General features: G+C 65.9%; 15 protein-coding genes and 1 other RNA gene. 7 read left to right on the forward strand and 9 right to left on the reverse strand.

All coding sequences use genetic code 11. From position 1 onward, the window contains the following. Positions 1-42: 42 nt before the first annotated feature. The 4 genes from FG94_RS10540 to FG94_RS10555 all read left to right on the forward strand — a co-directional run bounded on the left by FG94_RS10540 (position 43) and on the right by FG94_RS10555 (position 3,576). Entirely contained in the window at positions 43-360 is a 318-nt protein-coding gene (locus FG94_RS10540) for a hypothetical protein (protein ID WP_036210783.1), read from the forward strand. Positions 361-499: 139 nt separating this feature from the next. Further along, a complete protein-coding gene (locus FG94_RS10545; RefSeq protein ID WP_036210786.1) occupies positions 500-2,059 on the forward strand; it encodes a TerC family protein in 1,560 nt (519 codons plus the stop codon). Between the two features lie 33 nt (positions 2,060-2,092). Beyond that, positions 2,093-2,965 carry a protease HtpX gene (htpX, locus tag FG94_RS10550; RefSeq protein ID WP_036210789.1) on the forward strand — a complete coding sequence of 291 codons (873 nt, stop codon included), beginning with the start codon at positions 2,093-2,095 and terminating at the stop codon, positions 2,963-2,965. Next, positions 2,962-3,576, forward strand: coding sequence for an exopolysaccharide biosynthesis protein (locus tag FG94_RS10555; protein ID WP_051996437.1), 615 nt, complete (start codon positions 2,962-2,964; stop codon positions 3,574-3,576). The genes htpX and FG94_RS10555 overlap by 4 nt, the downstream gene beginning before the upstream one ends. A gap of 15 nt (positions 3,577-3,591) precedes the next feature. Here FG94_RS10555 and FG94_RS10560 read toward each other — a convergent pair whose 3' ends face one another. The 8 genes from FG94_RS10560 to ftsY all read right to left on the reverse strand — a co-directional run bounded on the left by FG94_RS10560 (position 3,592) and on the right by ftsY (position 10,474). Continuing rightward, complete coding sequence (locus tag FG94_RS10560) at positions 3,592-3,807, reverse strand: hypothetical protein (RefSeq protein WP_036210791.1); 216 nt, start codon at positions 3,805-3,807, stop codon at positions 3,592-3,594. 183 nt (positions 3,808-3,990) lie between these two features. Continuing rightward, positions 3,991-4,626 carry an exopolysaccharide biosynthesis protein gene (locus FG94_RS10565; protein ID WP_229445906.1) on the reverse strand — a complete coding sequence of 212 codons (636 nt, stop codon included), beginning with the start codon at positions 4,624-4,626 and terminating at the stop codon, positions 3,991-3,993. 110 nt (positions 4,627-4,736) lie between these two features. Then, entirely contained in the window at positions 4,737-5,216 is a 480-nt protein-coding gene (locus FG94_RS10570; protein WP_036210797.1) for a VOC family protein, read from the reverse strand. 99 nt (positions 5,217-5,315) lie between these two features. Continuing rightward, positions 5,316-6,152 carry a glutathione-dependent disulfide-bond oxidoreductase gene (gene yghU / locus FG94_RS10575; RefSeq protein WP_036210800.1) on the reverse strand — a complete coding sequence of 279 codons (837 nt, stop codon included), beginning with the start codon at positions 6,150-6,152 and terminating at the stop codon, positions 5,316-5,318. 224 nt (positions 6,153-6,376) lie between these two features. Continuing rightward, positions 6,377-7,267 carry an RNA polymerase sigma factor RpoH gene (gene rpoH, locus FG94_RS10580; protein WP_036210803.1) on the reverse strand — a complete coding sequence of 297 codons (891 nt, stop codon included), beginning with the start codon at positions 7,265-7,267 and terminating at the stop codon, positions 6,377-6,379. 478 nt (positions 7,268-7,745) lie between these two features. Then, positions 7,746-8,660: a permease-like cell division protein FtsX gene (ftsX, locus tag FG94_RS10585; protein ID WP_036210805.1), complete on the reverse strand. Its 915-nt coding sequence runs from the start codon at positions 8,658-8,660 to the stop codon at positions 7,746-7,748. Then, a complete protein-coding gene (locus FG94_RS10590) occupies positions 8,657-9,319 on the reverse strand; it encodes a cell division ATP-binding protein FtsE (RefSeq protein ID WP_036210808.1) in 663 nt (220 codons plus the stop codon). The genes ftsX and FG94_RS10590 overlap by 4 nt, the downstream gene beginning before the upstream one ends. 15 nt (positions 9,320-9,334) lie before the next feature. Further along, entirely contained in the window at positions 9,335-10,474 is a 1,140-nt protein-coding gene (ftsY, locus tag FG94_RS10595; RefSeq protein WP_036210811.1) for a signal recognition particle-docking protein FtsY, read from the reverse strand. A 249-nt stretch (positions 10,475-10,723) separates the two neighbouring features. Here ftsY and FG94_RS10600 point away from each other — a divergent pair, with 249 nt between their 5' ends. Next, complete coding sequence (locus FG94_RS10600; protein WP_036210814.1) at positions 10,724-10,921, forward strand: hypothetical protein; 198 nt, start codon at positions 10,724-10,726, stop codon at positions 10,919-10,921. A 33-nt stretch (positions 10,922-10,954) separates the two neighbouring features. Here the strand turns inward: FG94_RS10600 and FG94_RS10605 are convergent, their stop codons facing one another. Next, positions 10,955-12,658 (reverse strand): thiamine pyrophosphate-binding protein, encoded by a 1,704-nt coding sequence (locus tag FG94_RS10605; protein WP_036210817.1) that lies wholly within the window; start codon positions 12,656-12,658, stop codon positions 10,955-10,957. 149 nt (positions 12,659-12,807) lie between these two features. Here FG94_RS10605 and rnpB point away from each other — a divergent pair. Together rnpB and glpK are read left to right on the forward strand one after the other, a co-directional pair. Next, positions 12,808-13,146: RNase P RNA component class A (rnpB, locus tag FG94_RS25990), an RNA gene on the forward strand. Between the two features lie 30 nt (positions 13,147-13,176). Then, positions 13,177-14,664, forward strand: a complete 1,488-nt coding sequence (glpK, locus tag FG94_RS10610) for a glycerol kinase GlpK (RefSeq protein ID WP_036210820.1) — start codon at positions 13,177-13,179, stop codon at positions 14,662-14,664. Positions 14,665-14,667: the final 3 nt, after the last annotated feature.

Below are 14,667 nucleotides of genomic sequence, written 5' to 3' on the forward strand. Positions count from 1 at the left end.
AAACGCATGATATACTCGCATCGTCATGCTTGTCCCCATCGTATGAGACGACTCCTCGTCATTTTCCTGATCCTGCTGTTCCCGCTGAACGTCCTGGCCTTGTCGATTTCCGTGTCGACGGCGCAGCCCGATGGCGCGCACACGCATGCGAGCATGACCGGCATCGATGCCTTCCAGGGCAACGCCAACGCCGACATCGATCCCGACGAGCCGCCCTCGGTGGCCGACCTGCATGACCTCGTGCACCAGGACACCCGCCTGAACCTGGCCGGCCTGCGCGCCGCCGCGGTGCCGCAGCACGCCGCGCCGTCTTACCGCCTCTCCCTGCCGCCTCCCGACAAGCCACCCCGCCGCGCCTGACGCGGGAGCGTGGCTCCCCCCTGTCGTCCGTCCGGTTCGCCCTGGACGGCGCGCCCGCGCGCGCCTGCCTGCCTCCGGACTTCTTCCGCCGACCATCGTCGGTGGACCCCGCTTCTTCACGTTTATTAAGGCAAGCAAGATGGAATGGCTAATGGACCCCTCGATATGGGTGGGTTTGCTGACCCTGGTGTTCCTGGAAATCGTCCTGGGCATCGACAACCTGATTTTTATCGCGATCCTGGCGGACAAGCTGCCGCCGCACCAGCGCGACAAGGCGCGCCTGCTGGGCCTGTCCCTGGCCATGGCCATGCGCCTCGGCCTGCTGACGATCGTCTCCTGGCTGGTCACCCTGACCACGCCGCTGTTCTCGCTCGGGTCCTTCAGTTTCTCCGGGCGTGACCTGATTCTTCTTATCGGCGGCCTGTTCCTGCTGTTCAAGGCCACGGTCGAGCTGCACGAGCGCATCGAGGGCGTGGTCCACGTCCAGTCCGGCAACAAGGTGTATGCCGGCTTCGCCGCCGTGGTGGCCCAGATCGTCGTGCTCGACGCGGTGTTCTCGCTGGACGCGGTGATCACGGCGGTGGGCATGGTCGACGAACTGTGGGTCATGATGGCGGCCGTCGTCATCTCGATCGGCGTCATGATCCTGGCCTCGAAGCCGCTGACCCGCTTCGTCAACGCCCACCCGACCGTGGTGGTGCTGTGCCTGAGCTTCCTGTTGATGATCGGCCTGAGCCTGATCGCCGAGGGACTGGGCTTCCACATCCCGAAGGGCTACCTGTACGCGGCGATCGGCTTCTCGGTGCTGATCGAGACCTTCAACCAGTTCGCGCGCCGTAACTTCCTGAAGAACGAGGCGCGCCTGCCGTTCCGCGAGCGCACCGCCGACTCGGTCCTGCGCCTGCTCGGCAAGCCTCGCCATGCCCTGGAGGAGGCGCCGGAAGAAGCGCGCGAGCCGGACGACAGCTTCGCCGTCGAGGAGCGCAACATGGTCAGCGGCGTGCTGACCCTGGCCGACCGCTCGATCCGCTCGATCATGACGCCGCGCGCCGAGATGTCCTGGGTGAACCTGGAACAGGACGCGGCCACCATCCTGCAGCAGCTGCAGGAAACCCCGCACAACCAGCTGCCGGTCTGCCGCGGCGACGTCGACCGGGTGGTGGGCGTGGCCCGGACCAAGGACCTGATCGGGGCGCTGCTGCTCCACGAGCGCATCGACGAGGCCGACCCGGCGCTGCTGCGCAAGCCGATCTACCTGCCCGACACCGCCGGCGTGCTGCGCGCCATGGACACGCTCAAGCGCGCCCGCGGCCAGCTGGTGCTGGTGGCCGACGAGTACGGCGTGGTCCAGGGCCTGTTGACGCCGATCGACCTGCTGGAAGCGATCGCCGGCGAGTTCCCGGACGAGGACGAGCAGCCGGCGATCCGCGCGCAGGGAGCGGGCCGCTGGGAGGCCGACGGCGGCGCCGACCTGCACCTGCTCGAGCAGGTGCTGGAGTCCGATCGCCTGGTCGACCCGGACGCCGACTACAGCTCGCTGGCCGGCTACCTGCTGGCGCGTTTCGAAACCCTGCCGGTCGCCGGCCAGGCGATCGAGGCCGACGGGCTGCGCTTCGAGATCCTGGCGGTGGAAGACCGGCGCATCCTGCGCGTCGCGATCACGCGCCCGGACCTGCAGGCGCAGGACGCCGCGGGCTGACTCTTTATCTCATTTGTCATCGAAGGAAAACCCATGAAACGCATTCTCCTGTTCCTCGCCACCAACCTGGCCGTCGTGCTGGTCCTGAGCCTGAGCGCCAGCCTGCTCGGCGTCAACCGCTTCCTCACTGCCAACGGCCTGAATCTCCCCATGCTGCTGGCCTTCGCCGCGCTGATGGGCTTCGGCGGCGCCTTCATCTCGCTGTGGCTGTCCAAGCCGATCGCCAAATGGTCGACCAAGGCGCGCGTCATCTCCCAGCCGGCCAATGCCACCGAGGCCTGGCTGCTGAATACCGTGGGAGAGCAGGCGCGCAAGGCCGGCATCAAGATGCCGGAAGTGGCCGTGTACGAGGGCGAGCCGAACGCCTTCGCCACCGGCGCCACCCGCAACGGCTCGCTGGTCGCGGTGTCCACGGGCCTCCTGGCCTCGATGTCGCAGGAGGAGGTCGAAGCCGTGCTGGCGCACGAGGTGGCGCACATCGCCAACGGCGACATGGTCACGCTGACCCTGGTCCAGGGCGTGGTCAACACCTTCGTGGTGTTCCTGGCGCGGGTGGTCGGCTACGCGGTCGACCAGATGCTGCGCCGGAACGACAGCGAACAGTCGGGGCCGGGCATCGGCTACATGGTCACGGTGGTGGTGTGCGAGATCCTGTTCGGCATCCTGGCCAGCATCATCGTGATGTACTTCTCGCGCCAGCGCGAATTCCGCGCCGACCGCGGGGCTGCACAGATCCTGGGCCGCCCGCAGCCGATGATCGCGGCGCTGCGCCGCCTGGGCGGCCTGGCCGAAGGGGAGCTGCCGAAGAACATGGCGGCGTTCGGCATTTCCGGCAAGGGCGCGCTGTCGTTGTTTTCCAGCCACCCGCCGATCGAGGCGCGCATCGCGGCATTGCAGGCGCAATGACCGGCCCCGCCGCGGGGAGCGCGCTGTCGGCGGTGCTGCAGCGCCTGGCCGAGGAGGAGGGCGAGCGGATCTCGATCGGCGACCTGCTCGCGGCACTGGGCGACCGCGCGCTCGGCGCCCTGATGTTCGTGTTCGCCTTTCCCAACGCGCTGCCGGCGCTGCCCGGCACCTCGGCCATCCTCGGCCTGCCGCTGGTGTTCCTGGCGGCGCAGCTGGCGTTCGGGCGCCGGCCCTGGCTGCCGCGCTTCATCGCGGCGCGTTCGATACCGCGCCCGGCCTTCCGCGCGCTGGTAGGGCGCATGCACCCCTGGCTGCAGCGCGCCGAGCGCCTGCTGCGCCCACGGGCTAGCGCACTGGCGCTGCCGCCGATGGAATACCTGGTGGGCGCGGTGTGCCTGGTGCTGGCCGTGGTCGTGCTGCTGCCGATCCCGATGGGGAACATGCTGCCGGCCTTTTCGATCAGCCTGCTGGCGCTCGGCATTCTCGAACGCGACGGCTACTGGATCCTGGCCGGACTGGCCGCGGCCCTGGCATCCGCCGCGCTGGTGTCGGGCGTGGTGATCGTGTTCGTGAAGATGGCGCTGTACGCGGTGGCGGCCTGGCTGCCCTAGGCGCCGGTGTCGCCGTCAGCGTACGGGACGGGGTTGCCGGCGGCGGTCGCGCTGGCGGAAGTGTTCGGGAGAGCACAGCACGCGCAGGGCCACCCGGCGCGGCACCCCGACCTGTTCCATGAACAGCAGGGCGGGATGGACGCCGTAGCGTGCGCATAATTTCAGGCCCTCGTCGACCTGGCCAGCCGTCACCAGGTCACTGCGTGCATCGTTCCTGCTCTGCTCTGCCATGCGTTCCTCCATGCGAGCGAAGGATGCTAGCAGAGCTGTAAATGCACTTAAAGTAAATTCTTAAGACTTTGCATTAAGTTTATGTTTTAGTGGCTAAACAGCAAAAATTGCTGGTTTGGTATTGCGCACTATTGAGACTGAAGTTAGTGCTGCTTTGCATGATTTGCAAGCGGATAGCCTTGCTCAGCCAAGCATGCGGTTGAACAGCTCGCGCACGGCCAGGCCGCCGCCACCGATGAGCAGACTGAAATACAGGATGGTGACGACGTTGCTGACGTGACCCAGCAGTACGCTGACGCCGTCGCGCTGCAGCAGGCCGATCGCCAGGAACAGCAGGGCGACCGCGGGGAAGGTGTTGCTGAACGGGATCAGGCCGAAAGGCATCATCAGCAGCACGGCGCCCAGGATCAGGCCGGCGTTGTTGAGATGCTGGATCGAGCCATTCGCCACTAGCCACTGGATACGATTCGGCTTGCACACGCGTTCGATCCGGTACAGCCAGGGCAGCGCCTTGCGCAGCGCCGGGCGCAGCTTGCTGGTGGAAATCGTCCGGTGCTTCAGCTTTGCCGGGACCCAGAGTTCGCGGCCGAACAGGCGGCTGACGCCGATCAGGAGGATCGCGGCGCCGAACACGGTGCTCACCCCCGGAATCGACACCGGAATCAGGAAGACAAGGGTGAGCAGGGCGGTCAGGATCAGCAGGCCTTCGTTGCCGACGCGGCGGATCAGTTCGCTCAGAGTGATGCCGCCAGGCGGCAGGGAGCGGACCATGCCGCGCAATTTCTTGAAGACCGGTTCAGCTTGCATGGGTTCTTTCATCGTGCTTCTCATGGTTCCTGGCGGGAAGGCAAGAGTATAGTGCAGGAGCGCATGCGTCCGCCGCCTGAATGGCAAGTGCGCGCAGCCCGCAGGCCGCTGTCCGTTCCCGTTCAGCCGCGCCGCGCAGCCTCGATCGCCGCCACGTCGATCTTGCGCATCGTCATCATCGCCTCGAACACGCGCTTCGCCACGGCCGGGTCGGGGTCGGCAATGCCTTCACTGAGCATGCGTGGCGTGATCTGCCAGGACAGGCCCCACTTGTCCTTGCACCAGCCGCAGGCGCTTTCCTGGCCGCCGTTGCCGACGATGGCGTTCCACAGGCGGTCGGTTTCTTCCTGGTCATCGGTGGCGATCTGGAAGGAAAAGGCTTCGGTATGGGGGAAGACCGGGCCGCCGTTCAGGCCGATGCAGGGGATGCCGGCCACGGTGAAGGCGACGGTCAGTACGTCGCCTTGCTTGCCGGCCGGATAGTCACTCGGTGCGCGGAAGACCTCGCCGAGCGCGCTGTCGGGAATGGTCGCCGCGTAGAACTGCGCCGCTTCCAGCGCGGTTCCGTTGAACCAGAGGCAAATCGTGTTCTTGCTGACCATGGCATGTCTCCCATCGTAGGCACATCGTTCGGAATGTCGCGCGCCAGCATAACGCAATCGCGCGCCTTCCTCGCTTGCCACGGTCTCCCTTACGAAAGATCAGTCTAGGTCGGAAGCGTCGTGACGCTCGGGAACCTGCTCCTCCGGATTGCCACGAACCCGGTTGACCTTGCGGCCGCGGACGACGGCCGGGCGCGCCGCGATCTCGTCGGCCCAGCGGCGCACGTGCCGGTACTCGTGCACGGAGAGGAATTCGCCGGCCTCGTACAGCTCGCCGCGCACCATGCCGCCGTACCACGGCCAGATCGCCATGTCGGCGATCGTGTACTCGCTGCCGGCCACAAACTGCTTGTTGGCCAGCTCGCGCTCGAGCACGTCGAGCTGGCGCTTGGTTTCCATCGCATAGCGGTCGATCGGATACTGCAGTTTTTCCGGCGCGTAGGCATAGAAGTGGCCGAAGCCGCCGCCCACGAAAGGCGCCGAACCCATCTGCCAGAACAGCCAGTTCATGGTCTCGGCGCGCGCCGGACCATCTGTTGGCAAGAAGGCGCCGAACTTCTCGGCCAGGTAGACCAGGATCGAGCCGGATTCGAACACGCGCACCGGCTGTTCGGCGCTGCGGTCGACCAGGGCCGGGATCTTGGAATTCGGGTTGATCTCGACGAAGCCGCTCGAGAACTGGGCGCCCTCGTTGATCTTGATGAGCCAGGCGTCGTACTCGGCGCCGCTGTGGCCGAGGGCCAGCAGCTCTTCCAGCATGATGGTCACCTTCACGCCGTTGGGCGTGGCCAGCGAGTACAGCTGCAGCGGGTGCTTGCCGACCGGCAGTGCGGCCTCGTGGGTCGGGCCGGCGACCGGGCGGTTGATGTTGGCGAAGGTGCCGCCGCTGGAAGCGGGCGGGGTCCAGACTGTGGGTGGGACGTACTGGTCGGTCATCGGGCGCTCCTTGGGCATCTGGTCAAAGTAGCCATTCTAGCCGCGGCATGCCGGACCTGCCCAAACCATGAGAAAGCATGAGGGTCAGGTCTGACATTCGGACACGAGCTCGAGCGTTACTCCGATGTTGTATTGCTCAGTCCGTGTCTGAATGTCAGACCTGACCCCGACTTAAAAAAAAGAAAACCCCGCCGGGGCGGGGTTTCGGTCAGGGCGGGCAGGGCTTAGATGTAAGCCGCCAGCGCGCCTTTCATCTTCTTCAGCGCAGCCGATTCGATCTGGCGGATGCGCTCGGCCGACACGCCAAACTCTTCGGCCAGCGTGTGCAGCGTGGCGCCCGAACCGTCGTCGTTGGCCAGCCAGCGCGCTTCGACGATGCGGCGCGAACGCGGGTCCAGCTTCGACAACGCGGTCTCCAGGCCTTCCGACTGCAGGCGGTCGTGTTGCTCGGCCTCCAGCACGCGGGTCGGCTCCTGCTGCTCCGACGACAGATAGGCGATCGGGGCGAACTTGTCGTCTTCGTCGTCGGTTGGCGATTCGAGGGCGATGTCGCGGCCCGACAGGCGGGTTTCCATCTCGATCACTTCTTCACGCTTGACGTCGAGCATCTTCGCCAGCTCGTCGACCTGGCTCGGGGTCATGGTGTCCAGACCCTGCTTGTTGCTGCGCAGGTTGAAGAACAGCTTGCGCTGGGCCTTGGTCGTGGCGACCTTCACCAGACGCCAGTTCTTCAGGATGTATTCGTGCATCTCGGCCTTGATCCAGTGCATCGCGTACGAGACCAGACGCACGCCCTGGTTCGGGTCGAAGCGCTTGACCGCTTTCATGAGGCCGATATTGCCTTCCTGGATCAGGTCGGCGTGCGGCAGGCCATAGCCGAGGTAGCCGCGCGCGATCGACACGACCAGGCGCAGGTGCGACAGCACCAGCTTCTGTGCAGCGTCCAGGTCATTCTTTTCCCGGAGCGACTTCGCCAGCGATACCTCTTCCTCGTGAGTCAGCATCGGCAGGCGGTTGACGGCAGAAATGTAGGCATCGATGTTGCCCAGATTGCCAGAGAAACCCAGTCCCAGAGCACGACTGCCGGCCGGAACCAATGCGGATTGTGCGGACATTTTCAATTTCCTCGTAGTAGACTTACTGCATCCCAATGTGCCACCGACCCATGCCGCGTGACACCAGCGTTACTGCTTGTTACCTGGATGCTTTCCTTGATTTCGCTGTATTCAAGACATATATTAGCACTCTCCATGTGTGAGTGCTAGGCAGGCCATCGATTTATCGAAATCGATTAAGTTTGGCTAAAGTATTGCTCTTGGGAATCAAAATCGCGCCGCTTTAACTGTAGTGCAGGCGACCCCAATTCAGTTGATTTAGCTCAAAAGTGAGCAAAAACCCGCTGGAAAACGTGTTAGAGACAGGTTAAAGGCCTGAGGAGCGGCCTTCTGTTGGATGGCGCACATTCGTCAAAGCCGGCCTGTAGGAATAGCGCTCGTGTGAACGTAGGGTGGGGCGGGTCAGCAGTTTGAAGAAGAGGGGCAAGATTGGGCGCGCGCCCGGCCCAAGCGGCCCGCGCGCCCAGTGGAGTCTGCCTTATTGCACGCGCGCCAGGTGCCGCTGCACCGACAGCATCGCGCCGATCAGGCCGAGGCCCGCGCTGATCGCGAGGACGCCGGCGGTTTCCAGTGCGCCGAGCGGCGCCAGCTGGAATTCCGACGCATACAATCTTGCAAAGTCCGCAATCACGCCGTTCAGCGGCTGCAGGGCCAGCACCACGGCGCCGAGCGCCACCGCGCCCGCGCACAGGCCGAGCAGGCCGCCGGTGTAGTAGAAGGGGCGGTGGATGAAGTTGTCCGTGGCGCCCAGCAGCTTCGACACGTTGATTTCCTCCTTCTGCGTCAGCACCTGCAGGCGGATGGTGTTGAACACCACCGCGATCACCACGATGCCGAGCGTGACCGCCAGCAGCAGCAGGGCCAGACGCAGGATGGCCAGCATGGCGGCCAGGCGCTTCACCCAGGCCGAATCGACCTGCACCACGTCCACGCCGGGCAGGGTGCGCAGCTGTTCGGTGATCGCGTCGACCTGGCTTGCTGCGCTGCTGCCGTCCAGGCGCAGCTTGAAACTGTCCGGCAGCGGGTTTTCGCCCAGCGTGTCGATCACGTCACCCAGGCCGCTCCCGGCCTTCATCGCGGCCAGCGCTTGCTCGCGCGGGATGAAGTCGACGTCGGCCTTGCCGCCGCCGGCTGCGATCGCGCGAATGCGCGGCTGCAGGGCGGTCGCTTCCTCGCGTGTCGCCTCGAGCTTCATGAAGACGCTGATCTCCGGGTCGACCGAGAGCTGCTCGGACAGCGGGCGCACGTTGTCGAGCAGGGTGATGCCGGCGATCGGCAGCATCAGGGCGAAGGCGACGACGAGCACGTTGAACAGGAAGCTGCCCGGCGATTTGCGCACCGTGGACAGGGCCGCTCCCAGGGCGAAGCGGTGCTGGCGGATCCAGGGGCTCATGCGGCGTCTCCCACCAGCTGGCCATGCTCGAGACGGATCACGCGCGCCGCCGCACTGTCGAGCACCTGGTCGTCGTGGGTCGAGATCACGCAGGTCACTCCGACGGCGTTGAAGGCGCGCAGCGCGTCGAGCACCTTGTCGGCCGCCACGCGGTCGAGGTTGGCGGTCGGCTCGTCCGCCAGGATGATCTGCGGGCGGTTGACGATGGCGCGCGCCACCGCCACGCGCTGCTGCTCGCCGCCGGAGAGTTCCAGCGGCATTGCCCTGGCGCGCTCGAGCAAGCCCACCTTGTCGAGGGCGGCCCGGGCGCGCTGCTCGGCCTGTGCCTTGGGGGCGCCGGTGACGAGCAGGGGCAGCATGACGTTGCCGAGGATGTTGCGGTCGTTGAGCAGGCGCTGGTGCTGGAAGATCAGGCCCAGGTTACGGCGCAGGAAAGGAATGCCGGCCCGCTTGAGGCGGCCGATGTCCTGGCCGTTGACGGTGACCACGCCGCTGCTGGGCCGCTCGACGGCGGCCACCATCTTCATCAGGGTCGACTTGCCCGCGCCGGACGGGCCGGCCAGGTAGACCAGCTCGCCCTTGCCGATATTGAGGGAGACGTCGCGCAGCGCGTAAGCGTCAGGGGAATATTGTTTGGAGACGGACTGGAATTCGATCATCGATGGTCCGTTCCTTCAACCCAGCAGCGCTTCGACGAATTCTTCGGCGTTGAACGGCTGCAGGTCGTCCAGCTTTTCGCCCACGCCGATGAAGTACACCGGCACCGGGCGGGTACGCGCGATCGCGGCCAGCACGCCGCCCTTGGCGGTGCCGTCCAGCTTGGTGATCACCAGGCCGGTCAGCTGCAGGGCGTCGTCGAAAGCCTTCACCTGGGCCAGCGCGTTCTGGCCGGTGTTGCCGTCGATGACCAAGAGGGTCTCGTGCGGGGCGCCGTCCATGCCCTTGCCGATGACGCGCTTGATCTTCTTGAGTTCTTCCATCAGGTGCAGCTGGGTCGGCAGGCGGCCGGCGGTGTCGACCATGACCACGTCGGTGCCGCGCGCCTTGCCCGACTGGACCGCGTCGAAAGCGACGGCGGCCGGGTCGCCCGAGGCCTGCGAGATCACGGTGACGTTGTTGCGCTGGCCCCAGACCATCAGCTGCTCGCGCGCGGCGGCGCGGAAGGTGTCGCCCGCGGCCAGCAGCACCGACTGGTCGAAGCGCTGCATGTGCTTGGCCAGCTTGCCGATGGTGGTGGTCTTGCCGGCGCCGTTCACGCCCGAGATCATCATCACCAGCGGTTCGTGGCGGCCCAGTTCGAGGGGCTTCTGCAGCGGCGCCAGCAGCTCGATCATGAGTTCCTTGAGCGCGGCCTTGACCTGGGCGGCGTCGAGCAGCTTGTCTTCCTTGACCTTGCGGCGCAGGGCGCCCAGCAGGTGCTCGGTGGCGTCCATGCCGGCATCGGACATCAGCAGCGCCGCTTCGAGCTCCTCGTATAGGTCTTCGTCGATGCGCGCACCGACGAACAGCAGCGACAGGTTGCTCGAGGTCTTGGACAGGCCAGCCTTCAGGCGCGCCATCCAGGATGTCTTCTGTTCCGCGGCGCTGGTCGGGCGTTCCGCGGTTTCCGGGAACAGTTCGCCGATATCCGCTGCGACGGGCGGGGCGGCCGGCGCAGCCGGCGCGATAGCGGGCGCGGCGACTGGTGCCGGCGGCGGCGGGCTGACCGGTGCGTCCAGCGCACCCGGCACGAACATCGGCGCCGCTGCGGGCGCGGCCTGGTCCGGCGCCGAGACCTCGGTTTCAGGCTTCTTTCTCTTGAAGAAACTAAACATAAATGGGGGCGATTCCTGCGCACGCTGCCGGCTGGCGCCGGCGATGAGAAAAGTAGCGAATATTTTACCAGAGCAGCAAGACGCCACCCGGAATGCCAGGTATCGACGCTAGAAGATGCGTGGAAGGAACTCTTTGTTGTGTTATTGATGAAACCGACTGGTTACTCAACAGTGCGCGTCTGGAAAACGACAGCGACTTGCGTTAAATTGAACAGAGAGAGAAAACCACAAAATACAACGGGGCACACCGTGAAAATTACCAATTTTCTGAAGCGCCTCATCTATGGCGACAACGCCACGGATGGCAGCGCCGCGAACATGCGCAACATTATCGTGTGGGCGTTTATCGCCCTCGTCGCATTGTTCCTGACCAACCCGTCGGGTGAGCCGGTCAGTATCTTCGACAAGCCGATTCCGCTGCCGGCCGAGCTGGGCTTGGGGCAGTAGGGCGGTGGTCGGCAGGCCGACCACCGTACGACATCAACGGCCAGCCTTGGCCGCTTCCGCCGTCTTGCGGATCGTCTCGAGCGTCGCGTTCGGCGTAATCAGATTGCCGTCGTAGCGCAGCTCGATCACCGCCGGCAGCTTGCGTTCGTTCGCATGCGCCAGCGCGCGCTGCAGGGCGGGCGCGAATTCCTCGGTCTTCTCGACCACCTCGCCGTGGCCGCCATAGGCGCGCGCCAGTGCGGCGAAATCCGGATTGTGCAGGCTGGTACCCGACACGCGGCCCGGGTAGTCGCGCTCCTGGTGCATGCGGATGGTTCCGAACATGCTGTTGTTGAACACCAGGATGATCACGCCGGCGCCGTACTGCACCGCGGTGGCCAGTTCCTGGCCCGTCATCATGAATTCACCGTCACCGGCGAAGGTGACCACCGTGCGCTGCGGATCGATGATCTTGGCCGCCACGCCGGCCGGCACCGCATAGCCCATGGCGCCATTGGTCGGCGCCAATTGGGTGCGCTTGCCGCCGTAGCGGTAGAAGCGGTGCGCCCAGGTCGCGTAGTTGCCGGCGCCGTTGGTGATGATGGTGTCGCGCGGGCTTTGGCGCATGAGTTCCTGCACCACTTGCCACAGGTCGAGCGGCGCAGCGCCGTCGCGGAAGATCGGCGGCTGCGCCTGCCAGGCGGTCAGGTCGGCCCTGGCTTCTTCCACTGTGTTAGCCCAGGCCGAGGAATCCACCGGCTCCATCGCGGCCAGCATCGCGCACACCTGCGGAGCGCCGCTGGCGATCATCAGATCGGCCTGGTAGACGCTGCCCAGCTCTTCCGGATCCGCGTGGATGTGGACCAGGCGCTGGCGCGGGACCGGGGAGGACAGCAGCGAATAGCCGCTGGTGGTCATCTCGCCCAGGCGCGGGCCGATGGCGATCACCAGATCGGCTTCCTTCACGCGCGCCGCCAGTTTCGGGTTGATGCCGATGCCGACGTCGCCCACGTAGTTCGGATGCGCGTTGTCCATCAGGTCCTGGAAGCGGAAGGTGCAACCGACCGGCAGCCGGTTGGCTTCGGCGAAGCGGGCCAGGTCGGCGCAGGCCTGGTCGGACCAGGAGCCGCCGCCGAGCAGCACGATCGGGCGCTGGCTTTCGGCCAGCATGGCACGCAGCTGGGCGACCTGTTCGGTCGATGGTGCTGCCTGCACCGGCTGGTAGCGGCGCGCATCAGGCACTTCCGCTTTGTTGACCAGCATGTCTTCCGGCAGGGCCAGCACCACCGGGCCGGGGCGGCCGCTGGTGGCGACCTGGAAGGCGCGCGCGATGTATTCGGGGATGCGGTCGGCGCGGTCGATCTGGGTGACCCATTTGGCCATCTGGCCGAACATGCGGCGGTAGTCGATTTCCTGGAAGGCTTCGCGGTCGATGAAGTCGCTGCCGACCTGGCCGATGAACAGGATCATCGGGGTCGAGTCCTGGAAGGCGGTGTGCACGCCGATCGAGGCGTTGGTGGCGCCAGGGCCGCGGGTGACAAAGCAGATGCCTGGTTTACCGGTCATCTTGCCGTAGGCCTCCGCCATGAACGCCGCGCCACCTTCCTGCCGGTTGATCACGAAGCGGATATCCGAATCGTGCAGTGCGTCCAGCACGTCCAGGTAGCTTTCGCCGGGCACGCCGAAGGCGGTGTCCACGCCATGGGTATGGAGCGCATCGACCAGGATCTGGCCGCCGGTGCGGGAAGGGTGGGTCATGGTTGGGTCTCGTCCTTGATGATTTTGCTATCCAAGCATTCTATGTGGATGAGGTGGGGAAGGATTTTGAAATGGCGACACGAAATTTCAGAAAACGTGGTCACTTGGCGATAGGTTGCGCAAGCCCAATCGGTTACAATGCCCTCCGTGAAGCAGGCCAGACAGCCGCTGGCCGTCATCTTCGGGTGATGGCGGGAGGAAGGTCCGGACTCCACAGAGCAGGGTGACGGTTAACGGCCGTCCGCTGAAAGCCGCAAGGTATAAGGCGAGGAATAGGGCCACAGAGACGAGCGTATTAAGTTACGGTGAAACGCGGTAACCTCCACCTGGAGCAATTCCAAATAGGCACGCGTTGATGTTGCTCGCGGAGCGTGCGGGTAGGAAGCTTGAGCGCTGGAGTAATCCAGCGCCTAGAGGAATGGCTGTCATAGGGGCGTCCCGCAAGGGAGACCACTACACAGAATCCGGCCTATCGGCCTGCTTTACATGAATTCCGGTAGTCCTTGGTGGAGTCATCGATGCATCAATACATCCTTGCCCTCGACCAGGGCACCACCAGCTCGCGCGCCATCGTCTGCGATCGCGCCGGCTTGGCCGTAGCGAGCAGCCAGCACGAATATCCCCAGCATTTCCCCGAACCCGGTTGGGTCGAGCACGACGCCCTCGACATCTGGCACAGCCAGCTCGCCTGCGCGCGCGAGGCGCTGCGCCAGGCCGGCATCGACGGACGGCAGCTCGCCGCCGTTGGCATCGCCAACCAGCGTGAAACCACGGTGCTGTGGGACCGCGCCACCGGCGAACCGGTCGCGCGCGCCATCGTCTGGCAGGACCGCCGCACCGCCGCCACGTGCGACCGCCTGCGCGAACAGGGCAGGGCGGAGGACATCCGGCAGCGCACCGGCCTCGAAGTCGACGCTTATTTTTCCGCCACCAAGCTGCAATGGCTGCTCGAGCACGTGCCGGGCGCCAGGACCCGCGCCGAGCGCGGCGAACTGGCCTTCGGCACGGTCGACAGCTGGCTGGTGTACCGCCTGTGCGGGCGCCACGTCACCGACGCCGGCAACGCCGCGCGCACCATGCTCTTCAATATCCACACGCTGCGCTGGGACGAGGAACTGCTGGCCCTGTTCGACATCCCGGCCGGCGTGCTGCCGGACCTCGTCGCCAGTTCGGAGGTCGTCGGTCTGGCGGCCGAAGAATGCTTCGGCGCCGCGGTGCCGATCGCCGGCATCGCCGGCGACCAGCAGGCCGCCACCTTCGGCCAGGCCTGTCACCGCCAGGGACTGGTCAAGAATACCTACGGCACCGGCTGCTTCATGCTGATGCATGCCGGCGCCACGCCGCCGGTCTCGTACAATCGCCTGCTGTCCACCGTCGGCTGGACCATTGGCGGCGCCACCGACTATCTATTGGAAGGCAGCGTCTTCATGGGCGGCGCCACCGTGCAGTGGCTGCGCGACGGCCTCGGCATCATCAGGCAATCCGGTGAGGTCGAGGCGCTGGCCCTGAGCGTGCCGGACAGCGGCGGCGTGATGCTGGTGCCGGCCTTCACCGGCCTGGGCGCCCCGCACTGGGACCAGTATGCGCGCGGCACCATCGTCGGCATGACGCGCGGGACCACGGCCGGCCACATCGCCCGCGCCGCGGTCGAGGCGATCGCCTACCAGAGCGCGGAACTGCTGGCGGCGATGCAGAAGGATGCATCGTGTGCCGTCCTTGAAATGCGCGCCGACGGCGGCGCCGCCCGCAACGACCTCTTGATGCAGTTCCAGGCCGACCTGCTCGGCATCCCCGTCGTGCGGCCGCGCGTGCTTGAAACCACGGCGCTGGGCGCGGCCTACCTGGCCGGACTGGCGGTCGGCTACTGGGAGGGGGTCGACGAGATCGCCCGCCAGTGGCAGGTCGAGCGGCGTTTCGAACCGGCGATGGAGGCCGGCCGGCGCGCCGAGCTGATGGCGCGCTGGGGCCGGGCTGTGGAGCATGCGAAGGGCTGGGCGAACGGCTAGCCG

This window comes from Massilia sp. LC238, assembly GCF_000735635.1.
Lineage (GTDB): Bacteria > Pseudomonadota > Gammaproteobacteria > Burkholderiales > Burkholderiaceae_D > Telluria > Telluria varians.